The organism is Kineococcus gynurae (genome assembly GCF_042433995.1).
Classification (GTDB): Bacteria; Actinomycetota; Actinomycetes; order Actinomycetales; family Kineococcaceae; genus Kineococcus; species Kineococcus gynurae.
Genome location: NZ_JBHLUI010000008.1, coordinates 116714 through 142963, shown reverse-complemented (window position 1 = coordinate 142963; position 26250 = coordinate 116714). Strand labels below are relative to the sequence as shown.

The following is a 26250-nucleotide window of genomic DNA, read 5'->3' as shown; positions in this document are numbered from 1 at the left end:
GATGTGGATGTGACGAGAGCGTGAAACGCGCCCCCGGCCCCGGTGGGGCCGGGGAGACGCAGGAAGCGGGCCCCCGCCGTCGGAGGGGTGACGGGGGCCCGCTCGTTCGAGGGTGTCGTCAGCGGGTGGTGACGGCGCTCGTGATGCTGCCGCCCCGCGAGGACTGCACCAGGATCGAGGTGACCTGGCGGGTCGGCCCCGGCTTCTGCCGCAGGGAGAACGCCCCCAGGGTGTCCACGGTCGCCGTGCCCAGCTTCGTCACCGGCGAACCGGGCGTAGTGTCCCAGACGACGAGCTGGGTGGCCGGCTGCAGCACCCGCGCCTGACCGCCGAAGAGCCCCGTCCCGTCGATCCGCAGCTCGCTCCCCAACCGGTGCCGCGCCGCCGTGACCGTCAGCTGGTCGACGTCCGGTGCCACCGTGACCTCGGCGGTCGAGGTCGGCGCCGTTCCGCCCTCGGTGGCGGGAGCCCCGGTCACCGTGACCCGGTACACCAGCGGGGGGTTGGTGATGGTGAGGGGTGACGTCGCCGATCCCGTGGCCAGGAGGGGCAGCGTGACCGTCGGCTTCGCCGTCGTCGTGCTGCTCAGCGCGGTCGCCGGGCCGCCGATCTGCTCCCACGAGAAGGACTTCGCCCCGGTCGACGGGCTGGCGTCCAACGTGACGGTGGCCCCGCGGACCGCGGTGACGGTGGTGGCGGCGACGGTCGCCACCGGCGCGGGGACCGCGGGGGTCGTGGGCGACGGCGTGACCGTCCCCCCGGTGCTGGTCGAGGGTTCCCCGGCGGGGTCCACGTCGATGGTCGTGGACGGGGGCACCGGCGCCAGCGGGATGGTTGCCTCGCCACCGGTCACGTCCACCGATCGCGTCGCGGTCGAACCTCCCTGCTTGGCGACGACGTTCGCGGGCGGGGCGAGGACGGTGAACGTCGCGGCCTGTCCCGGTTGCACGTCGCCCAGCCCCTCGAGGGTGACGGTCCCCGCTTCCGGCGAGGTGACCGTGACGTGCAGGACGCTGCCGTCGTAACTGGCCTGGTCGATCTTGAGGTCGCGGGCGCCGACCGCGACATCGCTGGTCGAGGCCGGGTTGTCGCTGAGGTTGCGGACCTTGACCGAGCCGGGGGCCGCCCCGTCCAGCTTGACCCGGGCGTACCACCGACCGCTGCCGGGGTCGGTGTGCATGCCGGTGGTGGCGTACCCGCTGCCGCCGACGACCTCGACGGCGGAGCCCTCCGAGGTCGCCCACACGTCGACGTACCCGTTGCGCTGCACCACGGCCGCGTCGGCGTGGACCCCGACGTTGGTGGCGATCCGGCCCATGAGGGTGAACTGGTCGGTCGAGGCGTTGCCGCGCGGGGAGACGACGCTGAAGGCGTTGTAGCCGTTCAGCCCCCCGGTGACCGTGGTGAGCTGGTCGGGGTTCCCGACGTACTTGGCTCCGTCGGGGCCGGTGACCGGCCCCCCGGTCGCGACGAGGAACGGGGCCACGTTGCTCTTGAGCACCGCGTCGAACGCCCCGACCGAGGCGCCGATGTCCTCGACCAGGCGACCGTTGCCGCGCGCGTCGGTGTCGATCTGGGCGGCACCGTAGGGGTGCTGGAAGCTCAGGGTGCTGTTCGGAGCCGCGCCCTGCACGACGATCCGGACCCGGCCGAAGACCATCTGGTCGCCGTGCTGGACGGCGTTGGCGAAGGCGGCCTCGACCCCGGTGGTGAGGACCGCGCGACCTCCCCCGGGAAGGTTCAGCGTCGAACCGGCGAGGAAGTAGAAGGCCTCGTCCGGGAAGTTCCCCGGGAACTCGATGGGCTGGGACTCGTCCGGGATGTCACCGGGGAGGAACCCGCAGAACGGGTTGGTCCCGTCCAGGCACAACGACAACCGGGTCCCCCGGCTGTCCTGGTACCAGGTCGGGAAACCGTTGGTGGTGTCGACCGCGCCCCGGGCGACGAGTTTGACGCTGTTGGCCTGGGTCACCCCGGTGACCGCCGCGGCCGACAACGTCGTCGCCAGCGGCAGGCTGAGCGCGGCCAGCACCGCGACGGTGCGACGCCGGGTGCGGCGTCGACCGGACGGTTCGCGGTGTCCGAGTTCTCCCCGGTCGCGCTCGGCGCGGTGCCGTCCCCCGGACCTGTTGGTACGAGCGATGATCACGATCTCCCCCTCTGCGGTCCTCCGGAGCAGTTCCCCTGCTCCGATCCGGGGAGGAGCCTCGGCGGGGGTAGTCACGCCAACGTCAACGGATCATCAACACCGGTTGCGAGTCAGCTGAGAGGCAGGCCGAGGAGGACCCGCCCGCGGACCGACGCGGTGGGCACGGACCCGAACTCGCGGGAGTCGACGGAACTGCGCCGGTCGTCGCCGAGCACGAAGACGTGCCCGGCCGGCACCCGCACCGGTCCGAAGTAGAGACCGTCGATCAGGCGGTGGTCGATCTCGGGTTCGGGGCGGACGACGCCGTCCACGACCAGCACCGCGTCGTCGATCGCGACGGTCTGCCCGGCGGTGGCCACGACCCGTTTCACGGTGGGCACCCCGTCCTGGGGGTCGTCGAAGACCACGACGTCCCCGGTGCGGGGGGCCCGCCACCCCGTCTCGTCGACCAGGAGCGCGGTCCCGTCGGGGTAGGTGGGGTTCATGCTCGTCCCGGAGACCCGGGTCGCCCCGAGCACCTGCCAGCGCAGGACCCCGACCAGGACGAGGAAGACCAGCATCCCGACCAGGACGCGCCGGTCCGGCCGGGTCCGGGCCGCCCGGTGCCGGGCGGGACGCTCGGGGGGCGGGGTCGGGCGCGGGGCCGGGGTCGCGGTGGCGCTCACGGGCCCGGGGTCGTGGCCAGGGCCACCGCGGCGGCCAGGGCCAGGACCAGCACGACCATCTCGGCCGTGGCCCAGCGCAGGAAGGCCCGCGGCGATCCGGCCCGCAGGGCCGGCAACGTCCACCGCCGGTGGACGAGACCGGCCCCGACCGCCGGGACGAGCAGCCCCACCTTGACCAGGAGCAGGGCCCCCCAGGCGCTCCCGAGCGCGGCCGGGACGTCGTCCACGGTCACGAGCAGCGAGACCAGCCCGCTGAGCACCAGGGCGAGGACGGCCGCCGCGGCCCACCCGCTGAACCGTCCGGCGGTCCAGACCGCCCCGGTTCCCAGCTCGCGGCGGTGCCGCAGGACGGCGGCCAGGCCACCGACCCAGGTGGTCGCGGCCAGGACGTGCACGGTGAGGGCGAGCGCGGCCAGGCGCGGGTTCGCGGCGTGCGCCGAGTGCCCGGCGAGCGTCTGCGGCAGCACCGCGAGGACGAGAGGGGCCAGCAGCAGCGCGGCCCGTCCGTGCGCGACGGGGGCGATCGCGCCGGACGGACCCGTCCGGAGGAGCAGCAGCAGACCCGCGAGCAGCAGGAGCACCACGGCCGCGGTCTCGAGGTCGCTCCGGGCCCCGACCTGGTCCCACCATCCCGTGGGGCCCGTCCGCAGCAGCGCGACGGGCCCGAGACCGGTCAGGTCGTGCAGGCGGAGACCGACGGCGGCCACCGCCGCGACCGTCCAGAGGACGGCCCAGCCCCGCGCGCCGCGCAGGACCGCCAGCGCCGGGGCGGACAGGACCGTGCCGGGGTTCGGGATCCAGCAGACCGCGAGCAGGATCGTGCCGCTGCACATCACCGCGGCCACCCGGGCGGTCCAGCCGACCACCGGTTGCGCCCAGTAGGCGACCCGCCCGCCCGCGGCCGCGGCGTCGGCCGGGGTGAGCCCCCCACCGAGCAGCCCGAACCCGACGACCGCGACCAGCCCGACCGTGACCAGTGCAGCGACCCGACGCCGGTCGGGCCGGAAGTCGGACGACGGGCTCGTCGGCGCGGGCGCGGGGCGCACGGCCACCCCGGGAAGGTTCACCGTCCGGAGACCGGGTCCGCGACCCGGTCGTCGGACCCGCGGGCGGTCTCGAGGGGGGCCGGGTCGACCGGCGCGCCCCCCTGGTCGCGACGCGACCGGGCGCGTCCGACCACCCGGACCATCAGCACCACCAGCCCGGCCGCGAGGGCGATGAGCGCGCCGACGACCCCGACGGGCCAGCTCCGCGCGTCCTCACCGACCGCAGCGACCGGGGCGGTCGCCACCGGGGCGACGGAGGCGGTGGCCGGGGCGGCGGAGGCGGTGGCCGGGGCGGCGGTGGCCGGGGCGGCGGTGGCCGGGGCGGCGGAGGCGGTGGCCGGGGCGGCGGGGCTGCTCACGGCAGCGGGCGAGGTCGGCGCCGGTGCCGGCGCGGCGACGACGGGCGCCGCCTCGACCCGGAAGGTCCACCCACCGTGCACGGCGTGGCCGTCGGCCCCGGCGACGCGGTACTCCAATCGGTACTCACCGGCGGGGCCGGGACTCAGCTCGGCGGACAGGCCCGTCCCGCTCGTCGTGGCGTCCGCGGCGTGCTCGGCCCCGGTCGCGTCGAGGACGCTCAGCTGCACGGGGGCCGGGGCCAGCGGGTCGTCGAACACGACGTCGACGACCGCGGGGAGCTGCTGGAGCACCGCCCCCTCGGCGGGGTCGGCGAACGTCGGTCGGGTGTGGGCCGAGGCCGACGTGGCCGGACCGAGCACCCCCGCCCCCGTCAGCAGCACCAGCAGACCCACCCCGGCCAGCCGGGTCCCCGCCGGTCGATCCGATCGCACCATGACCGTCCTCCCCCACCGATTCGTCACTCTCCGACAGGGGACCGGAGCGCTGTGAAACGGACGTGAAACACGGAGCCCCCGAACACCGGAAAAGGTGGGTCCGCACGGCGGTGGACGGCGGAAAAACCGCTCCGGCAGCTGTACATCCGGCTAATCTTCAGTCGGCTGATCGCGGGTCCAGGGGGGTGGCTCGGAGCGGCCGGGGGCGCGAGGGAGCGTGACGGTGTCGATGCATGAGGCGCCGACGACGGTGCTGGCCGATCCGGGCACCACCGCGCCCTCCTCCCTGCCCCGGGTCGAGATCCGCCTGCTGTCCCCCTTCCAGGTCCGGCGGGCCGACGGCAGCCGCGTCGCCGAACGCGAGTGGCGCACGAGCAAGACCCTCGACCTGGTCCGTTGGCTGGCCGTCCGGGCGGGCAACCCGCTCCCGGTCGAGGACGCGCTGGACCAGCTGTGGTCCGCGTCGGACCCGGCGCACGCGCGGGCCAGCCTGCGCACCGCCCTCTCCCACGTCCGCCGCATCCTGGGCCCCGACGCCGTCGAGCGTCGCCGCACCGGCCTCGTCCTCAACGGCGCCTGGGTGGACACCCTGGCCTTCACGACGCTCGCCCAGGAGGTCGACCGGCGGGCCCGGGCCGGGCAGGACGCGGCCGCCCTGGCCACCGCGCGGGAGGCGCTGGCGCTCTACCTGCAGCCGTTGCGCGCCGTCGACGACGAGGCCGACTGGGTCCGCGACGAGCGCGAGGACCTGGAGTCGACGCGGCGCGAGGTCCAGCTGAGCGCCGCCGAGGCCGCCCTGCGGCTCGGCCTCATGGTCGACGCCGTGCAGCTGGCCCGGCCGGCGTCCACGGCCGACCCGCTGTCGGAGCGGGCTTCACGGGCCCTGGCCGCCGGCCTGGCCGGGCTGGGCGAGGTCGATGCGGCCCTGCGCGAGCTCGACCGCTGCCGTCGCGACGTGGCCGAGAGCACCGGGGCCGACCTCTCGAGCCAGACCCGGGCGCTGCACCTGCACCTGCTGACCGGTCCCGCCCACGACGGGGGACCGCAGACGCCGGAGACCACGTTCGTGGGCCGCTCCGAGGACGTCGACGTCGTGCGAGCCGCGCTGGCCCCACCGAGCGCGGACGGCGCCGACCCCCGGGCCGCGCGGGTGGTCGTCCTGCGTGGCCAGGAGGGCAGCGGTCGCCGACGGCTGCTGGCCGAGGCCGCCGGGAGCCGGCCGCTGGTGACGCTCGTCCCGGGGGCGCTCGCCGCGCAACTGTCGGCCCTGGCGCCCGGTGCGGTCGCCGTTCTGGAGACCCGGCCCGGGGCCGGGCCCGCCGACCTGCGTCAGGCGCTGGTCGGCGAGGCTCGGCTGGTGGTCGTCGCCGGACCGGAGGACCCCGAACCGCTGCTGCCGCCGACCGGCCCGGTCGAGGTGGTCCGGGTTGAGGTCGAGCCGCTGATCGCCGAGGACGTGGTCCGGCTGGCCTCCCTGGTCCTCGCGGGCGCACCGGGGGCAGCCCTGGTCACGGAGCTCCGCGCCGCCGCCTGCGACCTGGCCGGGCGGGTGGTCCGGACGCTGCGGCAGTGGCTGGGCGAGCACCGCGTCGTCGCCACGTCCGCCGGGTTGGCCTGCGCCCCCGAGGCGGGCGAGGCGGCGGCCGGGTCGGCGGTGCTGCCCGGGCACCTGCTGAGCGTGCTGACGGAGGGGCAGTGGGAGGTCCTGCAGCTGGCCGCCCTCGTGGACCGTCCGGTGACGGTCGCCTGGTTGGGTCCGCTGACCCACCTGCTCACCCCCGCCCAGGCCGCCGACGCGCTGGCCGCCCTGGTCGAGCACCGCATCCTGCGGCACGACCCCGAGGGGTGCCGGTTCCGCGATCCGCAGCTCAAGGACGCCGTCGCCTGCTGGTTGCGCCCGGTCGTCCGGTCGTCCCTGGAACGGCGGATCGTCGAACGTGCCCACCTCGACCCCGATCAACGCATCGACCTCTGGCTGCGGGTGGGCGAACCTCGGATGGCCTGCGCGGCGGCGATGGAGGCGGCCGCCGCGGCGACCGTGGTGGCCGACTGGGGCGAGGCCCGCAGCGCGCTGCTCAAGGTCGGGATCCTCGGCGACCTCGCCTCGGCAGCCCCCGCCGACCTGGCCGAGCTGCAGGAACGCCTGGGTGACGTGTGCCTGCTGCTGCGTCGGCGGGACGAGGCCGAGCGGGCGCTGCGGGCCGCCCTGCGCATCGTCACCGAGCACGGGCTGCCCGGGTCGGAGCGGCTGCAGGCGAAGATCGCCGGTGTCACCGAACCGCCCGGCGGGCCGGACGTCCTGCGGTTGTTCACCGGCCCGGCCGCCCTGCTGCCGACGATCCCCGCGCGCCGCCTGCCCGACCGCTCGGAGCTGTCGGGCCAGCACCCCCGGACCTCGGCCCGCCAGCTGGGGGCCATCGTGCGGGCGGCCGACGCGCACGGGGACACGGCACTCTCCGTGGACGCCAGCCTGGAACTGTGCCTGCTCGTGCACCTGCCCGCACGGGACTTCGCCGCGGCCCGCCGGGCCACGTTCGAGGTCATGACCCGCAGCGCCGACCCGAACGTCCGGCACCGCGCGATCTTCTACGACCTGATGCCGGACATGCTGCTGGGCAACGCACTCCGGGCCGAGCACACCGTGCGGGAGGTCCTCGAGGAGGCCGTGGGCCGCGACGCCGAACTCGTCCGCAACCGGTTCCTCGGGTTCCAGCTGCTCATCGCCCACGACCTCGGTCGGCCGGAGGCCGCGGACCTGCTCGACGAGGCGGAGGCCGGGGTCCGGTCGGGGCTCGCGGCGGCCCCGGGATGGTCCGGTTCGGAGGGCCAGGTGGAGATCTGCGCGCGGGTGGCGATGGAGCGCGGGGAGCTGGACCGGGCCGCCGCCCTGCTGAACGACCACCCCTTGAGTCCCGCGACGATGCCGGCCACCCGGCAGATGCGTCAGGTGCTCGCGGCCGGTCTGCTCCGGGTCGAGGGCCGGTCGGGGGAGGCGGCGGCGCTCCTGCGTCAGGAACTGCTCGCGGCCCGGGCCGCAGGGGTGCGGTTCTTCGTCCCCGAACTGGTCATGAAACTGGTCCTGCTCTGCGTGGACCGCGACCGCGCCGAGGCCTTGAACCTCTTCGACCAGTGGGACGAGGTCCTCGACGACGGCGCCACGATGCCGCGCGAGCAGGTGCTGCGGATGCTCGCCCGGGCGGCCGTGCGCCAGGCGGGCGGCGACCCCCGACGGGCCGCCACCGCGCGCCGGGCCGCCGAGGCGGCGGCGGGTGTCGCCCAGCTGCACCACCTGCCCGGGGCCATCTGGAACGGCCCGCCCCGCTGAACCGGGTCCGGCCGGTCAGCCCGCGCGGGAGAGGCCCGAGCGTCGCCGGGACCCCGCGGCGAGGGGCAATCCGCCCCGGCGCACGCGCGCGCCCGCGACGGGGACCACGGGCGCGGCCCCCTCCGGAACCTCGGCCCGCCCGATGCGGGCCTCGACCAGGATCGGCAGGTGGTCGGAGCCCCCCTGGGCCAGCGTCGAGACGCGGTCGACCTGCATCCCCTCGGAGATCGCGAAGTCGAAGTGGCCGCGGAAGCGACGGCGGACGTAGGTGGGCAGGTCGCTGCGGGAGACCTCGTAGCCGTGCTGCTGCAGGTGACGGCCGAGCGAGGAGTGGAACCAGGGGTAGTTGAAGTCCCCGACGACGAGGGCCGACGTGCCGTGCGCGGTCTCGCGGATGGCGTGCAACGCCCCGGCGATCTGCGAGCGACGCATCGCGTTCGTGGCCGACAGGGGTGCGGTGTGGATCGAGGCGAGCGTGAACGGGATCCCGCCGCCGGCGTCGTCCACGACGCGCACCGCGAGCAACCGCTCGTGCGCCGGGCTCAGGAAGCGGTCGTGCATCGAGCGACGCAGCGGCACCGTCGCGAAGCCCTGCAGGTGCAGGCGCTCGGGACGGTAGTAGAGGGCGAGACCCAGCCGGTTGCGCTGGGTGGCCCCGGCCAGCCGGAGACCCGCGACCTCGTCCGGCAGCAGCGCCGTGTCGCACTCCTGCAGGCACAGGGCGTCGACGTCGTGGGCGGTCGCCAGCTCGAGCAGCTCGGACCGGGCCCGGCCCTCGTGCAGGTTGTAGCTGATGACCCGCAGCGCACGGCCGATCATGCGTCGAGCTCCATGCCCCGATCCTGTCCCCGTCCGGGCCGGTTGTCATCTCCTCCGCGCCGTGCGGCACGACGAGATCCGTGAGCGAGCTCGCCGGATACCTCTTGACACGAGTCAGGTCAGTGCCGCACGCTGACCTGACACGAGCCAGGTGGCAGGTCACCCGGCGAGCATCGGAACGAAGGAGCTTCGATGGTGGACATCTCCCGTCGGGTCACCCTGGGCGCCGCGGGCCTCGGGGCGCTCGGCGTCGGCGCCTCCTGGCCCCGGCTGACCGGCGCCGACATCCCCGGGCGCCACGACGACGCCCTCACGGTGGCCATCCTGGGCACGGCGCAGGACGCCGAGGCGCGCGCCGGGCTGCTGGACGCCTTCCGCGCCCAGCACCCCGACATCCCGGTGCGGCTCCTGGCCGTCCAGGGGCAGGACTGGACCCAGTTCTTCACCAAGATCCTCACCATGGTGGCCGCGGGGACCCCGCCCGACGTCTGCCTCGTCGCCACCGAGGGTGCGCAGCTGTTCGCCGAGCGACTGGCGGCCCCGCTCGACGACTACGTCCGCCGCGACGCCGCCGAGATGCAGGACTACTTCTCCGACGTGCACCCGGCCCTCGTGGACGCGTTCATGTACCGGGGCAGCCTGTTCCAGCTCCCGATCGACTTCAACGCCGCCAACATGTACTACAACTCCGCGGCGCTCGAGCGGGCCGGGTTGCAGCGGCCGGCCGACGACTGGAGCACCGACGACTTCCTCGTCGTGGCCCGGGAGATGCGCCGGGCCGGCGGCCCGGGTTTCCGTCCCTTCTTCTGGACGAACCGGCTCTGGGGCGGGGTGGTCCCCTGGCTCTACGTCAACGGGACGAGTTTCCTGTCCGAGGAGAAGGCAACCGGCGGCCGGTGGCTCTGGGACTCCTTCTACGCCGACGACCCGGCGGCCGCCGGACGCGACGGGGGGACGCTGTGGCTGCGGCCCAACGCGCTCGACCCCGCGGTCGAGGAGACCTTCGAGTGGTTGCGCGAGCTCACGGCCGAGGGGCTCGGCTCCTCCCCCGCGGCCGGCGGGGGCAACGAACTGGTGGCGCGCTTCGCCGAGGGGGTCATCGGCATGACCCCGGCCGGCGGCTTCTGGGCCCAGGGGCTCTCCGAGGGCGGCATGGGGCCGGACGACTTCGACGTGTCGTTCTTCCCCCGGGGCCGTACCCAGCGGCACCAGTTCGGTTCGGCCGGCTACGCCATCCTGGAGACCTCGCAGCGCAAGGACGAGGCCTGGGAATGGGTCAAGTTCTGCACCTCGGTGGAGGGCATGAAGCTGTCCATCCCCACCCCGAACACGACCCCGGTTCGCCGCTCGCTGGTGAACGACGCCTTCTACGCGAGCACCGGCCCCCGGCACTGGTCGGTGTTCTACGACACCCTCGACCGGTTCTCCGACACCGCGCCCATCCCCGCCCCGCCGCAGCAGGCGGCGGTCGAGACGGCGCTCATCAAGAACGTGCTCGGCGCCGTGACCGCCCCGCCCGGCGGGGTGCGCCCGGCTCTGGAGCTGCTGCAGCGCGACCTCACCCTGGCCCTGCGCACCGACACGACGAGGAGTTGACGATGGCCACCTCGCTACCCACGACGCCACCGGTCGAGACGGCGGCCCCGGCCGCGGCCCGACCGGTCGTCGACCGGCGCGCCCGACGCGCGCACCGCCTGCTGGTGATGGGGTTCCTGGCCCCGACCGTGGTCGGGATCGCCCTGTTCACGCTGGTGCCGATCCTGGCCTCGGTGCTGCTGGCGTTCTTCCGCTGGGACATCATCTCCTCGCCGGAGTTCGTCGGACTGGACAACTTCGCCGCCATCGGGGCCGACCCGACCGTGCGGATCGCCTTCCTGAACACGTTCGCCTTCGTGGTCGTCGCGGTCGCCCTGCAACTCGGCGTGGCCCTGCTGCTCGCGGTGCTCGTGCAGTCGAAGATGCCGAACTGGCTGCGCTCGTTCTTCCGGTCGACGCTGTTCTTCCCGCTGATCCTCTCGGCCGCCTCGGTGTCCCTGGTCATGGCCTACCTGTTCAACGAGGACTTCGGACTGGTGAACGCCGTCCTGACCGGGGTCGGGCTCCCGGACGTCCCCTGGCTGACGTCGACCTCGGGCGCGGCGGTCGTCGTGGTCCTGGTCTACGTGTGGCAGAACTTCGGGTTCTCGTTCCTGCTGTTCGTCGGCGGGCTCGCCTCGATCCCCCGCGACGTCTACGAGGCGTCCTCGATCGACGGGATCACCGGCTGGGCGCAGTTCCGCCACATCACCCTGCCGCTGCTCTCCCCGACCATGCTCGTCGCCTCGGTCATGGCGATCATCTCGGCGCTGCAGATCTTCGACCAGCCCTACGTCCTGACCAAGGGCGGTCCCGGGGACTCCACCCGGACCGCCGTCATGGTCATCTTCGAGTCGGCTTTCCAGCAGCTGGAGTTCGGCCGCGCCTCCGCGGTCGGGATCGTCCTCACGCTCCTCATCATCGGCGTGACCGCGTTGCAGTTCCGTCTCGGCCGCCGCTTCGTCTTCTACCAGTGAGGGTTCCGATGTCCACCACCGCCACCGTCGGACCCCGCGTCGTCGCCGGTCCCGCCGCCCCCGCCCCCCGCCCGCCCCGTCGCCGCCTGCGACCCGGAACCATCGGCCGCATCGCGATCCTGGCCGTGGCCGTCTTCCTCACCCTCGGTCCGGTCGTCTGGACCGTCTGGACCTCGTTCCGCCCGCAGGTCGCGGGGCTCGGTATCGACCCCGGGTTCGGCGCCTACGTCGACGTGTTCGCCCAGGTCGACGTCTGGCTCCTGGTGTGGAACTCGGTCCTGGTCACGGCCCTGTGCGCGTTCGGCCAGATGGCCACCGCCGCGCTGGCCGGCTACGTGTTCGCCCGCGTCCCGTTCCGGGGTTCCGGGCTGGTCTTCGGCGTGGTCCTGGCGACGATGATGGTGCCGTTGCAGGTCACCATCGTCCCGGTCTTCATGCTGATCCGCGGGATGGGTCTCTCCGACACCCTGCTCGCGCTGATCCTGCCGGCCATCCCCACCGCGTTCGGCACCTTCCTGATGCGGCAGTACTTCCTGGGCCTGCCCGGGGAGCTCGCCGAGGCGGCCGCCATCGACGGGGCCGGCCCGCTGCGCACCTTCACCTCGGTGTACGCGCCGCTGGCCGCACCGGGTCTGGCCATCGTCGGGATCCTGGCGTTCAACTACCACTGGAACGAGTTCTTCCGACCGCTGATCCTCACGATCTCGGAGGAGAACTTCACCCTGCCCCTGGGACTGGTGTCCCTGCAGGGCAACCTCGGCACCGGCAGCATGGCCACGGTCCTCGCCGGTGTCGTCATCTCGATGATCCCCGCCCTCCTCGTCTTCGTGATCGGCCAGCGGCCGCTGCGCGAGGGCCTGACCGCCGGAGCCGGAAAGTGACCCACCCCGACCCCTCCTTCCCCGCCCTGCACGGGCGCCCCGACCACGGCTGGGTCAACGACCCGAACGGCCTGGCCCACGTCGACGGCGTCTGGCACGTCTTCTTCCAGCACAACCCGGCCGCCCCGGTGCACGCCGACATCCGTTGGGGGCACAGCAGTTCGCCGGACCTGCTCACCTGGACCACCGAACCCGACGCCCTGCTCCCCCGGCCCGGGACCCCGGACAGCCACGGGTGCTGGACGGGGTGCGTGGTCGACGACCACGGGGTGCCGACCGCGGTCTACAGCGGGGTGAGCGGGACGCCGGGGGCGGCCGAGGTCGTCCTCGCCCGCAGCGACCGCACCCTGCGCACGTGGGTCCAGGAACCGACCCCCGTCATGGGGATGCCCGCCGACCCCGCGCTCACCGACGTCCGCGACCCGTTCGTGTTCGAGCTGGACGGGCACCGGTACGCGATCCAGGGCGCCGGGTCGAAACTCGGCGGCGCCCGGATCCTGCTCTACGGCTGCGACCGGTTGGACGAGTGGGAGTTCCTCGGCGACCTGCTCACCGACGCCGACGAGACCGCCCGCCGCGTCGCCCCCGCCGAGATCTGGGAGTGCCCCAACCTCGTGCGGTTCGGCGAGGACTGGGTGCTCGTCGTGTCGTTGTGGCGCTGGACCGGGCAGACCCACGACCTCGCCGGCGTCCGTTATCTCGTCGGCAGCCTGGAACCCGAGGGACGGGGACTGCGGTTCCGGCCCCGGGCCGGGGGCGAGGTGGACTCGGGCCCGATGTTCTACGCGCCGCAGCTCCTGCGCGCCGAGGACCGCACCCTGCTCTGGGGCTGGGCCAAGGAGGAGCAGCGCGACCCCGCCGACGTGCTCGCGCACGGCTGGTCCGGCGCGCTCACCTTCGCCCGCGAACTCTCCCTGGACGGCGACGTCCTGGTGAGTTCCCCCGCCCGGGAACTGACCGGGCTGCGTCGCGAGACCGTCCCCTCCGACGCGATCGCGCGGGCCCGTTCCTTCGAGGTCGTCGCCGAGGGCGAGGTGAGTCTGCTGCTGGACGGGGTCGAGGTCTGCTCGGTCCCCGCCACCCCCGGCTCCCCCGCCCGCGTCCTGGTGGACGGCAGCCTCGTCGAGGTCTTCGCCGGGCCCGTCCCGGCGACCCTGCGGGCCTACCCCACCCCCACCAGCACCTGGACCCTCAAGGCCTCCGGCCCCACCACCGTCCACCGCCTCGCCACCCCCTGACCCACCCCTGACCCACCCACTCCCCCAGCACCATTCCCCAGCAGCATCCCTCCGTGATCAAGGAATCGTGCTCTCCCGCCCCCAGCGACGCTCCGCACGAGGCCGCTGGGACCGGCGTGCGAATTCCTTGATCACGGGGGGCGGTGCGGGGGGCGGTGCGGGGGGTGGTGCGGGGGCGGTACGCGGGGCGCGGGGGGGGGTGCGGGGTCAGCGGGGGGAGGGTGGGGCGACGGAGTCGCGGACGACCGGGGGGCAGGGAACGAGGACGGTGGCGTCCTGGGGTGCCGGTCCCGCGGAGGGCGAGACGTCGCCCCGCACCCGGTCGAGGAGGTGCCGGACCGCCGACTCCCCCATCTCCCGGTGCGGCAGCGCGACCGTGGTGAGGCCCGGGACCATGCGGCCGGCGACGTTCTCGTCGTCGTCGTAGCCGACCAGCGAGAGGTCCCCGGGGACGTCGAGGCCGAGCCGGGCGGCGGCCAGCGCCACCCCGATCGCGACCCGGTCGTTGGCGCAGAGGATCCCGGTGGGGCGGTCCGGGGCGGCGAGGACCTGCATCGCCGCCGCGTAGCCGTGGTCGATCTGCCACCCGGTCTCGACCACCCGGCCGGGGGGCAGGCCGCGTTCCCGCCGTTCGAGCTGGAACCCCTCGGCCCGCAGCGCCCCGGCCATCGCGTCCGGGGTCCCGGCCAGCAGGACGACGTCGCGGTGCCCGGCGTCGAGCAGCAGCGAGGCCGCCGTGCGGCCCCCGGCCACCTCCGCGGGGACGTAACCCCGGACCCGACCCCCGGAGTCGAAACAGTTCGCCAGGACCGAGGTGACCTCGGACATCGCGGCGGGTGGTTCGTAGGTCCGCAGACTCATCGCCGCGAACAGCACCGCGTCGACCCGCCGGTCCAGCAGGGTCCGGTAGGCGTCGGCCTCGCGCTCGGGGTGGTCGTGGGTGTCGACGAGGACGATCGCGTACCCCGCCGCCGCCGCGGCCTCGCTCGCCCCCTGCAGCAGCAACCCCCCGAACGCGGAACTGGCGATGGCGTCGGTCACCAGGCCGAGCGTGTGGGTCCGCTGCGTGCGCAGGCTGCGCGCCACCGAGTTCGGGGTGTACTCGAGTTCGGCGGCGGCGGCCAGGATGGCGGCTTGCTTGTCGGCGGCGATGTTCCCGTCGCCCTTGCCGTTGAGGACCATCGAGACCGCGCTGCGCGAAACTCCCGCGCGCACGGCGACGTCCCGCGAGGTGGCCCTCTTCACCTCGACACCGTACCTGACGCGTGACAGGCCGGGTCATGTCCCGCGGTCGTGGTTCTCGTCGGGAACGACGGCGATGATCCGGGCAGGATGGACGGGTGAGCGAGAACCACGACGTCGTCCGCGTCATGACCGTCTGCACCGGCAACATCTGCCGTTCCCCGATGGCCGAGGTGGTGCTGCGCGCCCGACTGGCGGAGGCCGGTCTGGCCGACCGCGTGGTCGTGGACTCCAGCGGCATCAGCGACGAGGAGCACGGCAACCCCGTCGACCCGCGCGCCGCGTCGGTCCTGCGCGAGCACGGCTACGAGGTCCCTCGCCACCGGGCCCACCAGGCCACCCGGGACGAGCTCGGTGCCCGCGACCTGCTGCTGGCGATGACGGCCCGGCACGCCCGCTGGTTGCGGACCCAGGCCCCCGACGCCGACGCGGCGGCCCGGGTCCGGCTGTACCGCTCCTTCGACCCGGAGGCGCCGCAGGCCGAGGAGGTGGACGAGGCGGTGCTGGACATCGCAGACCCCTGGTACGGCGACCGGGACGACTTCGTGCTCACCCTGCGCGAGGTGGAGGCCGCGGCCGACGGCGTCGTGGAGCACGTCCGCGGCCTGCTGGCGTCGGGGAGCGCGGAAGACCCGGGACGTTCCGGGCGCGCCTGACGCGGGCGGCCAACGGCCGACCCTCAGAACAACCGGGCCGCCTCGGCCGCGTCCGGTTCCTCCAGCGACAGCAGGAACCGCTTGCGCCACAGCCCTCCGGCGTAGCCGGTCAGCGCGCCGGCCGTGCCGACGACCCGGTGGCAGGGCACCACGATCGAGAGGGGGTTGCGGCCGTTGGCCGCCCCGACGGCCTGGGCGTGACCGATGCCCCCGAGCTCGCGGGCGAGGTCGCCGTAGCTGCGGGTGGCTCCGTAGGGGATCTCCCGCAGGGCGGCCCACACCCGCAGTTCGAACGGCGACCCGACCGGGTCGAGGGGCAACCGGAACTCCCGACGAGCACCGGCGAAGTACTCCCGCAGCTGTCCGCCCAGGTCGTCCAGGACGGGGTCGGCACCGGGCTCCGTCCGGGTCCCGAGAACCGTCGGGAATCCGCCCCGGTGGTCGGCGAACCAGACTCCGCGCAGCCCCCGCTCCGTCCGGGCCGCGACGAGGTCACCCAGCGGCGAGTCCAACCGGACCCACACCCGGGTCTCCTCGACCGCGTCCGGCACCGACGGCGCCCCGTGCCTCGGTGGGCTCAGTGCGTGAGCTGCAGCGCCTCGGCCGTGCCGGCGAACGTCTCCTTGGCCAGCTGGGGATCCTCGCCGAGCTGACGGCCGTAGGAGGGCACCATCTCCTGCAGCTTCGGCCGCCAGGCGTCCTGGTGGGCGGGGAAGCACTTCGCGACCAGGCGCAGCATGACCTCGACGGCGGTCGAGGCCCCCGGCGAGGCACCCAGCAGCGCGGCGATCGACCCGTCGCCGGCGGCGACCAGTTCGGTGCCGAACTGCAGCACACCGCCACGGGGGCCCTTCTTGATGACCTGGACCCGCTGACCGGCCTTGAGGAGTTCCCAGTCCGCGGCCTGAGCGTCGGGGAAGAAGACCCGCAGGGCCTCCATCCGGGCGTCCATCGACTGCAGGACCTGCTTCACCAGGTAGGTCGTCAGCGGGACGTTGTCACGCGCCACGGCCAGCATCGGCAGCAGGTTGTGCGGTCGGATCGAACGCGGCAGGTCGGTGAGGTGACCGGTCTTGAGGAACCGCGGCGACCACCCGGCGTAGGGTCCGAACATCAGGGACTGCTCACCGTGCATGATCCGGGTGTCCAGGTGCGGCACCGACATCGGCGGGGCCCCCACCTCGGCCTGGCCGTAGACCTTCGCGTGGTGGCGCCGGACGATCTCGGGGTTGGTGCAGCGGAGCCATTCCCCGCTCACCGGGAAACCACCGAAACCCTGACCCTCGGGGATCCCGCTGCGCTGCAGCAGGTGCAGCGCCCCACCACCGGAACCGACGAACACGAACGGGGTCGCGATCTCCGCCGAATGACCGTCGTCGGCCTTGACCGAGAGGGACCAGCCGGAACCACGACGGGTGACGTCCTTGACCTCGTGGCCGGTCAGCACCTCGGCCCCGCGCCGCGCGGCCGCGGCCAGCAGGGTCCGGGTCAGGGAACCGAAGTCGACGTCGGTCCCGGCGTCGGAGCGGGTCGCCGCGATCTTCTCGCCCGGCGCCCGGCCCTGCAGCAGCAACGGCGCCCAGTCGACGATGGTCGCCGCGTCCTCGGCCCACTGCATGCCGCTGAACAGCGGGTGGTCGGCCAAGGCGTGGTAGCGCTTGCGCAGGTACTCGACGTTCTTGCCCCGGACGAAACTCATGTGGGGGACGCTGTTGATGAAACTGCGCGGGTCCTCGATGAGCCCGCTGCGCACCAGGAACGACCAGAACTGCCGACTGAGCTGGAACTGCTCGTTGACCTGGACGGCCTTGCTGATGTCGATGCTGCCGTCGGCCTTCTCCGGCGTGTAGTTCAGCTCGCAGAGCGCGGAGTGCCCCGTCCCGGCGTTGTTCCAGGCCGAGGAGCTCTCCTCCCCCAGGGAGTCCAACCGCTCGAGCACCAGCACCGACCAGTCCGGTTCGAGCTCGGTGAGCATCGTGGCCAGGGTGGCACTCATGATCCCGCCGCCGATCAGGACGGCGTCGTAGCGGGTCGATGCGGGCATCGTCCATCCCTCGTCTCGGGCAGCGTCGCGGACCGAAGCAGGCTACGGCCTGCGACGGACTGGTGCGGCCCGGGGGCGGCGTCGGTTGCATCACACGCCGCCCCGCCGCCGCGCCCGCCACCCCGCCGCCGGGTTCCGCTCAGGCGGCGTCGCCGCCGCCCACCGGCCGGGTGAGGTCGTAGACCGTGTACCCGTCGACGGTGCTCGAGGCGAAGGTCTGCGCCACCCAGGTCGTCACCTCGCTCACCGTGCCGTCGCCGCCGCGACCTCCCGTGCCCGTGCCACCGCCGCCCGCGACCAGGTAGTGCACCTCCCCCGCGGCCACGTAGGCCTGGAACTGCGCGAGCGTCGGCGTCGGGTCGTCGCTCCAGCCGCCCATGGCCATGACGGCCGTGCCGCTGGACAGCATCAGGGAGGCGGCGCTCTGCGACCCGGACACCGCCGCCGACCAGCGGGTGCCGGCCCCCTGCAGCAGCTCGGTCAGGGCAGCGGTCGAGCCCTCGGAACCTTCGGTCCGGCCCGCGGCACCGGGCATCCCGGACATGCCGCCGAACCCGCCCCCGGCCCCCGCAGCGGCCGGCCCCACCGTGGGGATGGACCCGCTGTGCGGGGTGGCGGCGGTCGCGACGGCGTAGGACGCGGTCCCCGCCCCGCCGGCCAGGACGCCGCTCAGCACCAGCAGGACGGCCACGCGCCGCATCCGCACCGGCGTGATGACCAGGCCGGCCGCCGCGAGCACGCCGACGAGAAGGACGAGCCACGAGAGGACGAGGTAGGTGTCGTTGCGCTGCAGCAGGACGAAGCCCCAGACCGTCGCCGCGGTGACCAGCAGACCGAGCCCCACCCGGCCGGACAGGCGGTCGCGGCGGGTCCACAGGAGCTGTCCCCCGATCGCGACCAGCGCCGCGACCGCCGGGGCCAGGGCCACCGTGTAGTAGGGGTGGACCGTCCCCTCCATGTAGGCGAACACTCCCCCGGAGACCAGCAGCCAGCCGCCCCAGAGGACGAAGGAGGCACGGGTGCGGTCGGTGCGCGGCGCCCGCCACGTCAGGGCGAGCCCGAAGACCAGGGCCACGAGGGCCGCGGGCAGCAGCCAGGAGATCTCGTTGCCGAACTCCGAGGAGAACAACCGCTGCCAGGTGGCGGCGCCGCCGAAGCTCGACCCGGTGGCCCCGCCGGACATCCCGCCGCCCCCACCGCCGCCCCCGCCCAGGATCCGACCCAGGCCGTTGTAGCCGAGGACGAGGTCCATGACGCTGCCGTCGGTCGACCCCCCGATGTAGGGGGCGGTGCCCGGCCAGAACGTCACGAGCAGCACCCACCACCCGGCGGCCACGACCACCGCCGCGGCGGCGCCCAGCAGGTGCAGCACCCGACGCCCCAGGCCCGTCGGGGCGGCCAGCAGGTAGACCAGCCCGAAGGCGGGCAGCACCAGGAAGCCCTGCAGCATCTTGGTGAGGAAGGCGAACCCGATCGCCACCCCGGCGAGCGCCAGCCAGCGCCAGGACGCGTGTTCCAGGGCCCGGACCACGAGGTAGGCCGCGACCGTCATGAGCAGGACGAGCAGGGCGTCGGGGTTGTCGAAGCGGAACATGAGCGCCGCGGCCGGCGTCAGGGCCAGCGCGGCCCCGGCGAGCAGCCCGGCCCGGGGTCCGTGCCAGCGCCGGACGGCGGCGTACAGGGTCCCGACCGCGAGCACCCCCTCCAGCGCCTGGGGCGCGAGCAGGCTCCAGCTGGAGAACCCGAAGAGGCGGGCGCTGAGCCCCATGACCCACAACGAGGCGGGGGGCTTGTCGACGGTGATGAAGCTCTCGGGGTCCAGGGACCCGAAGAACCACGCGGTCCAGCTCTCCGAACCGGCCTTGACCGCGGCCGCGTAGAAGCTGTTGGCCCACCCCGAGGCCGACAGGTCCCACAGGTAGAGCGCGGCGGTGGCCGCGAGCAGGACGGCCAGGGCCGGGAGCTCGCCCCGGGCCCGGCCCGCCCCCGCTCCGGGTCCACGCCGGGCGGTCCGACCACGCCGCCCGGGCCGACCGGGCCGGTCGGGGTCGAGGGCGGTCGGCCCGGACGCCGGGGCGGAACCGCGGGCCAGGGCCGCGGCGGGCACCAGGTGGGCGGGACGGGTCATCGACGGCTCGCTTCCGGGTCGTGCGCCCCGCTCCGGTCCGTCGGGGTCACCCCGGAACTGTCGGGCCGGAGCCTTCGACGGGACCGGGCGCGAGCTGTGCGTCGGCGATGCGTGTCGGCGCTGCGTGCGTCGCCGCTGCGTGAATCAGAGTCGGGTGCGCGGATCGGCCCCGTGCAGGAGCGCGACCGCGACCGCCCGGGCCGCCGCGAGGCGGTGCAGGTCGGCGAGCTCGGCCGCCGGGACGGCGCCCACGACCCCGCGGGCGACCCGGTCGCGGCGGAACGCGAGGTCGGTGGCGGTCTCGGCGAAGTCGCGGACCGCGAGCGCCGCGGTGCGTCCACCGACCCGGCGGGCCGAGGCGACGGCCTCCCGGCGCCGGGCCGGGGAGGAGAGCATGTGGACCTCCTCGCCGCTGATCCAACCGGCCCGGACGTAGACCTGCAGGTGGCGCGACACCACCCGGGACTCCCGGACCCGGGCCGCGAGCGCGACCCCCACGGCGCAGACGAAGACCGGCAGCTGCAGCAGCAGGTAGAACTCGATGAAGGTGGCGGCCGCCCCGGAGGCGGAGAGGTTCCACAGCGCGTGCAGACCGATCGCGACGAGCAGGCCCAGCACGGGGGCGCCCACCCGGCGCAGCGGGCCGCGGCCCCGGACGGCCAGGCCGAGGCCGACCCCGACGGCCATCGTGAACAGCGGGTGCGCGAACGGGGAGACCAGGCAGCGCAGCACGAACACCGCGACCAGGCCGGCCCCGCCGTCGCTGCCCAGCGCCCGGCCGAGGTAGAGGATGTTCTCCAGGAACGCGAACCCCACCCCGACGAAGGCGGCGTACACGATGCCGTCGACGACGCCGTCGAACTGACGACGCTGGGCCAGGACGAGCAGCAGGACGCCGAGGCCCTTGAGGACCTCTTCGACCACGGGCGCGACCACCACCGAGGTGTTGGTGACGTCGCCGACCGCGTCGACCAGCAGGTCGTAGGACAGCGAGTTCAGGACCAGCGCCCCGAGACTGGCGACGCAGGCCCCCCAACCGAAGGCGAAGGCGAGCAGGTGCGGGGGTTCGGCCTCGTACCGGTCGAGCCAGACGACGCAGGCGAGCACCGGGCCGACGGGCACCGCGGCGAGCAGGATGCCGGGGAGCAGCCCGGTGAGCCCGATCTCCATCGTCACCGCGGTCAGGCTGAGCACGCCGCAGACGGTCAGCACCAGGACGGTGACGACGGTCAGGGAGATCCGCCAGGCCCGGGCGGCGGGCGGCGACGGGACGGGCGGACGGTCCTGACCGGCGTCGCCGGGCGCGTCCACCGCCATGGCGGCGACCCTACCGCCGGGGTGCGGGCCCGGCCGTCCGGTCGGAGCCGGGCCGTAGGCTGCCGGGCGTGAGCGACGAGGTGGGCAAGGGTGACGAGGTGGGCAAGGGCGACGCCGGCAGGCAGGGGCGCGACCGGGTGCAGGACCGGATCGTCTGGATCGACTGCGAGATGACCGGTCTGGACCTGGAGAAGGACGCGTTGGTCGAGGTGGCGGCGCTGGTCACCGACGCCGACCTGAACGTGCTCGGCGACGGGGTGGACGTCGTCATCAAGCCGCCGGCCGCCGCGCTGGAGGACATGGACCCGGTCGTCGTGGACATGCACACGTCCTCGGGGCTGCTGGCCGAGCTGGAGCACGGCGTGACGCTGCGCGAGGCCGAGGAGGCCGTCCTGGCCTACGTGCGTGAGTGGGTCCCGGACCGGCGCAAGGCCCCGCTGGCCGGGTCCTCGGTGCACACCGACCGTGCCTTCCTGGCCCGGGACATGGACGAGCTCACCGAGCACCTGCACTACCGGATCGTCGACGTGTCCTCGTTGAAGGAACTGGCCCGTCGGTGGTTCCCCCGCGTCTACTTCCACACTCCGAGGAAGCACGGCGGGCACCGCGCGCTGGCCGACATCCGCGAGAGCATCCAGGAGCTGAAGTACTACCGCGAGGTGCTGCTGGTGGCCCAGCCCGGCCCGGACTCCGAGACCGCCAGGGCGGCCGGCGAGAAGTTCGAGCTTCGCCCGTCCTGAGGGACGGCCCGGACCGTCCGGCTCCCCGGGCCGGGGCGTCGGGAACTGGTCCGGAGCAGCGCCCCGGGGACGGTATGCTCGTCCCGTCGCACTCGCGTTCGCGCGGGTCTGACGCTTGGTGGGTGTAGCTCAGCTGGTAGAGCACCTGGTTGTGGTCCAGGAAGTCGCGGGTTCAAGTCCCGTCACTCACCCCGCACCGAAGGCCCGGTCCGACGCGGACCGGGCCTTCGTCGTCCCCGGGTCCGTCGTCAACGCTCCTCGGGGCTGGGCCGCGGGTGCCGTTCGGCGGCCAGCTCCAGCAGTCGCCGCCGCAACCAGTCCAGGTAGGCGTCGCGATCCCCGCGCAGGGCGAGCGACACGACGTCGGTCCCCCCGATCCGCCAGGCGTCCTTGCCGCGCACCGGGAGCAGCACCACCGGCAGCGAGAAGGGTCGGATCGAGCGGCCCAGACGCGACTCGAGGTCGGCCAGCAGGTTGGTCTCGGCGAGCGCCGTGGGGAACATCCGCAGCACCCCCTCGGCGCGGGCGCGGGCCCCGACCGCCCACTCCAGCGCGTCGTCGAGCAGCAGGTGGGCGATGCCCTGCAGCTCCGGGCACCCGTGCCAGGCGGGGAAGGACGGCGGCAGGATCCCGGTGAGGGCGGCCGCCTCGCCGGGCCAGGCGCCGCGCCACCACCGGGCCCACTGCCGGCTCGCCGCCCCGATCCCGGCCAGCGGCTCCCCACCGGGGCGCAGCGGCGCGATGCTCGGCGTCAGCGGTGGCAGCTCGGGTCGGTCGTCCTCCGCGGGGGGACGCAGCCCCCCGGCGTCGCGGAGGTAGAGGCCGAGCAGCAGCGCCTGGGGCACGGACGTGCGCACCCCGTCCCGCCCGCCCCGGCTCTGCATCTCCCCACTCTGCGCCCGCCCGGGGGCACCGTCCAGCGATTCCGCGGCCCACCGGGGTCACCACCGCGCTCCGGTGGCGGGACGCACCCGCTCACCCGTCCGGCCCCACCCGACCCACCCGTCCGGCCCTGTCATTCCGGACCAGGCGGTGACAGTCCGAACCCGCCCGCCGGGCCCGTGCGCCGGGCGGGTCGCCCTGCCCGGGAAGACCTCAAGGAACACGGCGCCACCGACGACAACTTCAGGAGCACCCACCCCCCGGGTGCGGCACGCGACAGATCAGGAGGCCCCCTTGACCGCTCCCGACCCCACCCCCACCGCAGCGCAGCCGGTGCGGGACATGCTGTCCGAGCACATCCCCCTCTCCCTGATCATGGATCTCGCCGCGCCCGACGGCCCCCACTCGGCCGAGCTGCTGGCCAGCGAGGGCCTGCCGACCGAGGAGTGGTGGGTCGCCCGCTGAGGCGTCCCGTCCCTCGGTCCGCCGGGTGCTCGACCCGGTCCTGGTGTCCGGGGGCGCCCAGCGCCCCCGGACACCCTCGGAGGCAGTCGATTTCACGATGAGGCGGAGCGGCTGCTACCGTTCCATCTCGTTGCGCCAATAGCTCAATGGGTAGAGCAGCTGACTCTTAATCAGCGGGTTCGGGGTTCGAGTCCCTGTTGGCGCACTTCACGAAGCCCCTCGTCCGGTCCTGCCGGGCGGGGGGCTTCTCCGTTCTGCAGCCACTGCGCGTCGACGCCCGTCTTCAGCGCCCACTGCTTCACGTAGATCGGCCGGATCGGGGACTTGTCGCCCATCCACCGGCTCAGCGTCTGCCGACTGACGCCCAGCTCGTCGGCCATCTCGCCTGCGCTGACGTCCGCGAACGCGAGTGCGCGCTGCAACCGCCACCCCAGCGTCCAAGCAGGCACCCCCGGCGCGGTCTCCACCTCGACTGTCATGGCCCCATCGTGCGTTCATGTCGCTTGTCCGTCAAGCGACTCACCACGACGGAGTAAGGCGCAGCGCGGCGCTTGACCGCCATGCGGCATTGCCGCATGCTGAGGTCATGCCCACGGACCCTGAGCTCATCACCAGCCCCGAGGTGGCCCACCTCCTGGGCAAGAGCATGCGGACGGTGCAGCGCATGGCTGACGCCGGCGAGCTGCCCGTGGCCCAGAAGCTTCCCGGCCCGAACGGAGCGCGCCTGTTCCGCCGTGTCGAGATCGAGGCTCTCGTCGCTGCTGGCCGCACCGAGCAGGTCGCGTGATGGCCGCCGTCATGCGTGAGCGCGCCGTACCGTGCGTCCGCTGCCGCAAGGGCGAGTCCTGGACCCTCGACCGGGTCTGCCGTGGCTGCGCCGACGTCAGCGACCGTCAGGTGGCCGACGACTCCGCGCCGTACGCCGTGCTGGAGCTCGACGACCGCGGCCGCCGCCTGCACCCCCTCCCCCTCGCCGAGACCACGCCCGGGCAGCCGGACTGGCTCGACGAGGTCCTTGCCGCGCTGGCCGAGGACCAGCTGGCCGTCGCGTGAGCACCGCGACCGGGCGGCAGAAGCTCACCGAGCGCCTGGCTGACGTCCTCGTCGTCGCCGTCGACGAGGCCGACGACGTGTTCCCCGCCGACGCCGGGCCCGAGGGGCCGTCCCTGCTGCGCCTGGTGCTCGCCGTGCACAAGGCCGCCGACGCCGCCGGCATCGACATGACCGACGTGTTCCGCGCCTACGGCCACCGGATGACCCCGTGAGCGAGGCGACCCGCGAGTTCCTCGCCCTCCTCGTGTTCCTGGCCGGCTCCCTCGCGCTCCTCATCGTCCTGACCGCCTGACCCCTCCCGCAGACCTCTGGAGCCCTGATGCCCACCCCCCTCACCGAGATCCCTCGGGAGACCGCCGCCGCGGTCGACGCCGGCGCCGCGGCCCTGCGCCGCCACGAGCTCGCCGCCCGGCAGGGCCGCCGCGTCTACGGCGTCGTCACCGTCATCACCCCCGACGAGAACTGGTTGGCCCCGTTCGAGCTGCTCCCCCGCGAGCAGCAGGCGGAGTACCGCCACGTCGCGCAGATCGTCCTGGCCGGCGCTCGCGGGCAGTCCCTGCAGGACGACCTGCACTGGGTCCTCGCCCGGTTACAGGCCCGCCACGTCTCCACCCTCGACCTGTTCGGCCGCCGCAAGGTCCAGGCCGCCATCGAGGAGCTGACCCGCGTCGCCCGCGAGGTCATCACCCTGCGCCGCAGCAAGACCGACGCCTGGGACCCCTTCACCACCGAGGCGAGGACCTGACCATGGACGCCAGCATCACCCCCGAACGCACCCTCGCCCGCGTCTGCCACGGCTGCGGGCACACCCTCGCCGCGCACCTGCACTACCGCGCCCAGCGGGACTGCGCCGCGACCCTCCTCACCGGCGGGTACTGCTCGTGCCCGGAGTTCCGGGCCCCTCGCCCGGTCCGCACCGCGGCGGGCCGGGTCCGCGCCGCGTTCCGGGCCCGGGTGCACCGCTTCGTCGTGCAGATGTCGGGAGGACCGGCATGAACCGGCCCCTCGGCGCTCGCGACAAGCACCTCGAGCGGCGCGCGAACCTCGGGCTGTCGTTCGCCGCCCCCGAACCGGATTGCCGCTGCCTGGAGCGGGCGGTGCGCGCCGAGCTTGGCCAGCGCGAGGTCATCTGCCTTGCGCACGCCACCGACGAGGAGCTCGACGCCTACCGCCGGCAGCGGGCGAGCAAGGTCCTCGTGGCCCTCGGCCTGGCCGTGGCCGCGGCGTTCCTGGCCTGGATCGGGAGCACCTGGTGACGGAGGAGACGTCCGGCCAGGACGATGCCGGCCATGAGGTTCCGTTCGTCGCGATCGGAGCCGGCGAGCGCGCCCCGTGGGCCGACCTGGACCTGAACTGCCCCAGGTGCGGGGAAGGACCGCTGCCCCTGCACGACTCCAAGAACGGGCTGCTCTCGTTCATCTACCACTGCGGCCAGTCCTGGGCGCGAGGGGACATCCGGTGGTGAGCCCGTCCCCGCCGCCGCCCGCACCGCCGACCGCAGGCCAGACGCAGGTCCCCCTCTGGTCACGGGCCACCGGGACCTCGGTCCGCGACACCGATCCCGACGTCGAGCTGTGCATCCGGGTGGCCGGGCGCCCGGCCCCGCAGGGGTCGAAGAACCCCCTGCCGAACGGGCGGATGAAGGAATCCTCGGCGTGGCTGCGGCCCTGGCGTGACGCCGTGGGGTGGGCCGCCTGGGAACGGCTGCGCGAGCTCGGGCACACCCCGGCCACCTGGGTCCCGCTGACCGGGGCGCTGGTGCTCGAGGCGACGTTCAGCCTGCAGCGCCCCGCCCGCCCGAAGGCCGCCCGTCCCATCGTCCCCCCGGACCTGTCCAAGCTGCTGCGCGCCACCGAGGACGCCCTCACCGACGCCCGGGTGTGGAAGGACGACGCGCTCGTCGTCACCGCCATCGTCCACAAGGCCTACGCCTGCGAGGGCCGCTCCCCGGTCATCGCCGACACCCTCGACCTGCCCGGCGCCGTCATCCGCATCCGCCGCGTCGACCGCCAGGCCCTCCTGCCCCCGACGCCGGCGCAACTCCCGGGCCCGGGAGCCGGTCAACGCCCGGGCGAGGCGCTCCCAAACCACGCCCGGGCGGGTCATGCCCCCACGAGAGAGGGACCACGCATGACCGGCGCACCCTCGCACGCCCCTCCGACACGACCCGCGCCCCAGCCCGGGGCGCAGCCCCAGCACCAGCAGCTCGACCCGCTCGACCGCACGACAGCCCGCTCCTGATCCACCCAGCTGC

Annotated in this window: 27 protein-coding genes and 2 tRNA genes; 17 read left to right on the top strand and 12 right to left on the bottom strand. The window is 74.2% G+C overall.

Annotation, left to right across the window (positions count from 1 at the left end):
- Window positions 1-118: 118 nt before the first annotated feature.
- The 4 genes from ACFFKU_RS07115 to ACFFKU_RS07100 form a co-directional block, all read right to left on the bottom strand.
- Window positions 119-2149, bottom strand: a complete 2031-nt coding sequence (locus ACFFKU_RS07115) for a hypothetical protein (protein ID WP_380136794.1) — start codon at window positions 2147-2149, stop codon at window positions 119-121.
- 110 nt (window positions 2150-2259) lie between these two features.
- Window positions 2260-2814 (bottom strand): signal peptidase I, encoded by a 555-nt coding sequence (gene lepB, locus ACFFKU_RS07110; protein WP_380136793.1) that lies wholly within the window; start codon window positions 2812-2814, stop codon window positions 2260-2262.
- Window positions 2811-3866 carry a CopD family protein gene (locus ACFFKU_RS07105; protein WP_380136792.1) on the bottom strand — a complete coding sequence of 352 codons (1056 nt, stop codon included), beginning with the start codon at window positions 3864-3866 and terminating at the stop codon, window positions 2811-2813. Before ACFFKU_RS07105 ends, lepB begins: the two co-directional genes overlap by 4 nt.
- 11 nt (window positions 3867-3877) lie before the next feature.
- On the bottom strand, window positions 3878-4654 hold the full coding sequence (locus ACFFKU_RS07100; protein WP_380136791.1) for a copper resistance CopC family protein: 777 nt from the start codon (window positions 4652-4654) through the stop codon (window positions 3878-3880).
- 229 nt (window positions 4655-4883) lie between these two features.
- Here ACFFKU_RS07100 and ACFFKU_RS07095 point away from each other — a divergent pair, with 229 nt between their 5' ends.
- On the top strand, window positions 4884-7979 hold the full coding sequence (locus tag ACFFKU_RS07095; RefSeq protein ID WP_380138028.1) for an AfsR/SARP family transcriptional regulator: 3096 nt from the start codon (window positions 4884-4886) through the stop codon (window positions 7977-7979).
- 15 nt (window positions 7980-7994) lie between these two features.
- Here ACFFKU_RS07095 and ACFFKU_RS07090 read toward each other — a convergent pair whose 3' ends face one another.
- On the bottom strand, window positions 7995-8798 hold the full coding sequence (locus tag ACFFKU_RS07090) for an endonuclease/exonuclease/phosphatase family protein (protein ID WP_380136789.1): 804 nt from the start codon (window positions 8796-8798) through the stop codon (window positions 7995-7997).
- A 192-nt stretch (window positions 8799-8990) separates the two neighbouring features.
- Here ACFFKU_RS07090 and ACFFKU_RS07085 point away from each other — a divergent pair, with 192 nt between their 5' ends.
- The 4 genes from ACFFKU_RS07085 to ACFFKU_RS07070 are packed head-to-tail and all read left to right on the top strand — an operon-like array spanning window position 8991 to window position 13469.
- Complete coding sequence (locus ACFFKU_RS07085) at window positions 8991-10394, top strand: extracellular solute-binding protein (protein ID WP_380136787.1); 1404 nt, start codon at window positions 8991-8993, stop codon at window positions 10392-10394.
- A gap of 2 nt (window positions 10395-10396) precedes the next feature.
- The gene (locus ACFFKU_RS07080) at window positions 10397-11350 is read left to right on the top strand and encodes a carbohydrate ABC transporter permease (protein WP_380136786.1); all 954 of its coding nucleotides are present in this window, start codon (window positions 10397-10399) and stop codon (window positions 11348-11350) included.
- Window positions 11351-11358: 8 nt separating this feature from the next.
- The gene (locus tag ACFFKU_RS07075; protein ID WP_380136784.1) at window positions 11359-12231 is read left to right on the top strand and encodes a carbohydrate ABC transporter permease; all 873 of its coding nucleotides are present in this window, start codon (window positions 11359-11361) and stop codon (window positions 12229-12231) included.
- Entirely contained in the window at window positions 12228-13469 is a 1242-nt protein-coding gene (locus tag ACFFKU_RS07070; protein WP_380136783.1) for a glycoside hydrolase family 32 protein, read from the top strand. The genes ACFFKU_RS07075 and ACFFKU_RS07070 overlap by 4 nt, the downstream gene beginning before the upstream one ends.
- 207 nt (window positions 13470-13676) lie before the next feature.
- Here ACFFKU_RS07070 and ACFFKU_RS07065 read toward each other — a convergent pair whose 3' ends face one another.
- The gene (locus ACFFKU_RS07065) at window positions 13677-14714 is read right to left on the bottom strand and encodes a LacI family DNA-binding transcriptional regulator (protein ID WP_380136781.1); all 1038 of its coding nucleotides are present in this window, start codon (window positions 14712-14714) and stop codon (window positions 13677-13679) included.
- Between the two features lie 125 nt (window positions 14715-14839).
- On the opposite strand from ACFFKU_RS07065, the gene ACFFKU_RS07060 reads away from it, so the two are divergent.
- A complete protein-coding gene (locus ACFFKU_RS07060; RefSeq protein WP_380138027.1) occupies window positions 14840-15367 on the top strand; it encodes a low molecular weight protein-tyrosine-phosphatase in 528 nt (175 codons plus the stop codon).
- 23 nt (window positions 15368-15390) lie between these two features.
- Here the strand turns inward: ACFFKU_RS07060 and ACFFKU_RS07055 are convergent, their stop codons facing one another.
- The 4 genes from ACFFKU_RS07055 to ACFFKU_RS07040 all read right to left on the bottom strand — a co-directional run bounded on the left by ACFFKU_RS07055 (window position 15391) and on the right by ACFFKU_RS07040 (window position 20856).
- Window positions 15391-15918 (bottom strand): methylated-DNA--[protein]-cysteine S-methyltransferase, encoded by a 528-nt coding sequence (locus tag ACFFKU_RS07055; RefSeq protein ID WP_380136780.1) that lies wholly within the window; start codon window positions 15916-15918, stop codon window positions 15391-15393.
- 26 nt (window positions 15919-15944) lie between these two features.
- On the bottom strand, window positions 15945-17411 hold the full coding sequence (locus ACFFKU_RS07050) for a malate:quinone oxidoreductase (RefSeq protein ID WP_380136778.1): 1467 nt from the start codon (window positions 17409-17411) through the stop codon (window positions 15945-15947).
- Between the two features lie 139 nt (window positions 17412-17550).
- A complete protein-coding gene (locus ACFFKU_RS07045; RefSeq protein ID WP_380136777.1) occupies window positions 17551-19539 on the bottom strand; it encodes a glycosyltransferase family 39 protein in 1989 nt (662 codons plus the stop codon).
- 144 nt (window positions 19540-19683) lie between these two features.
- Complete coding sequence (locus tag ACFFKU_RS07040) at window positions 19684-20856, bottom strand: PrsW family intramembrane metalloprotease (protein ID WP_380136776.1); 1173 nt, start codon at window positions 20854-20856, stop codon at window positions 19684-19686.
- A gap of 137 nt (window positions 20857-20993) precedes the next feature.
- Between ACFFKU_RS07040 and orn the strand changes: the two genes are divergently transcribed.
- Entirely contained in the window at window positions 20994-21596 is a 603-nt protein-coding gene (orn, locus tag ACFFKU_RS07035; RefSeq protein ID WP_380138025.1) for an oligoribonuclease, read from the top strand.
- Window positions 21597-21714: 118 nt separating this feature from the next.
- Window positions 21715-21787: transfer RNA gene (locus ACFFKU_RS07030), tRNA-His, on the top strand.
- 57 nt (window positions 21788-21844) lie between these two features.
- On the opposite strand, the gene ACFFKU_RS07025 is transcribed toward ACFFKU_RS07030, so the two are convergent.
- Window positions 21845-22480 (bottom strand): hypothetical protein, encoded by a 636-nt coding sequence (locus ACFFKU_RS07025; protein WP_380136775.1) that lies wholly within the window; start codon window positions 22478-22480, stop codon window positions 21845-21847.
- A gap of 292 nt (window positions 22481-22772) precedes the next feature.
- Here ACFFKU_RS07025 and ACFFKU_RS07020 point away from each other — a divergent pair, with 292 nt between their 5' ends.
- Together ACFFKU_RS07020 and ACFFKU_RS07015 are read left to right on the top strand one after the other, a co-directional pair.
- Window positions 22773-22943 (top strand): hypothetical protein, encoded by a 171-nt coding sequence (locus ACFFKU_RS07020; protein ID WP_380136774.1) that lies wholly within the window; start codon window positions 22773-22775, stop codon window positions 22941-22943.
- A 132-nt stretch (window positions 22944-23075) separates the two neighbouring features.
- Window positions 23076-23148 (top strand) — tRNA-Lys (locus tag ACFFKU_RS07015).
- Here the strand turns inward: ACFFKU_RS07015 and ACFFKU_RS07010 are convergent.
- The gene (locus ACFFKU_RS07010) at window positions 23114-23422 is read right to left on the bottom strand and encodes a helix-turn-helix domain-containing protein (RefSeq protein WP_380136772.1); all 309 of its coding nucleotides are present in this window, start codon (window positions 23420-23422) and stop codon (window positions 23114-23116) included. The genes ACFFKU_RS07015 and ACFFKU_RS07010 overlap by 35 nt on opposite strands.
- Before the next feature lie 107 nt (window positions 23423-23529).
- Between ACFFKU_RS07010 and ACFFKU_RS07005 the strand changes: the two genes are divergently transcribed.
- The 7 genes from ACFFKU_RS07005 to ACFFKU_RS06975 all read left to right on the top strand — a co-directional run bounded on the left by ACFFKU_RS07005 (window position 23530) and on the right by ACFFKU_RS06975 (window position 26237).
- On the top strand, window positions 23530-23730 hold the full coding sequence (locus ACFFKU_RS07005) for a helix-turn-helix transcriptional regulator (protein ID WP_380136770.1): 201 nt from the start codon (window positions 23530-23532) through the stop codon (window positions 23728-23730).
- Window positions 23730-23996, top strand: a complete 267-nt coding sequence (locus ACFFKU_RS07000) for a hypothetical protein (RefSeq protein ID WP_380136769.1) — start codon at window positions 23730-23732, stop codon at window positions 23994-23996. The genes ACFFKU_RS07005 and ACFFKU_RS07000 overlap by 1 nt, the downstream gene beginning before the upstream one ends.
- Window positions 23993-24208 (top strand): hypothetical protein, encoded by a 216-nt coding sequence (locus tag ACFFKU_RS06995; protein WP_380136768.1) that lies wholly within the window; start codon window positions 23993-23995, stop codon window positions 24206-24208. Before ACFFKU_RS07000 ends, ACFFKU_RS06995 begins: the two co-directional genes overlap by 4 nt.
- Window positions 24209-24315: 107 nt before the next feature.
- Window positions 24316-24741, top strand: a complete 426-nt coding sequence (locus tag ACFFKU_RS06990) for a hypothetical protein (RefSeq protein ID WP_380136767.1) — start codon at window positions 24316-24318, stop codon at window positions 24739-24741.
- Between the two features lie 2 nt (window positions 24742-24743).
- Window positions 24744-24992 carry a hypothetical protein gene (locus tag ACFFKU_RS06985; RefSeq protein ID WP_380136766.1) on the top strand — a complete coding sequence of 83 codons (249 nt, stop codon included), beginning with the start codon at window positions 24744-24746 and terminating at the stop codon, window positions 24990-24992.
- Window positions 24989-25252 (top strand): hypothetical protein, encoded by a 264-nt coding sequence (locus ACFFKU_RS06980; protein ID WP_380136765.1) that lies wholly within the window; start codon window positions 24989-24991, stop codon window positions 25250-25252. The genes ACFFKU_RS06985 and ACFFKU_RS06980 overlap by 4 nt, the downstream gene beginning before the upstream one ends.
- Window positions 25253-25454: 202 nt before the next feature.
- Window positions 25455-26237, top strand: coding sequence for a RusA family crossover junction endodeoxyribonuclease (locus ACFFKU_RS06975; protein ID WP_380136763.1), 783 nt, complete (start codon window positions 25455-25457; stop codon window positions 26235-26237).
- Window positions 26238-26250: the final 13 nt, after the last annotated feature.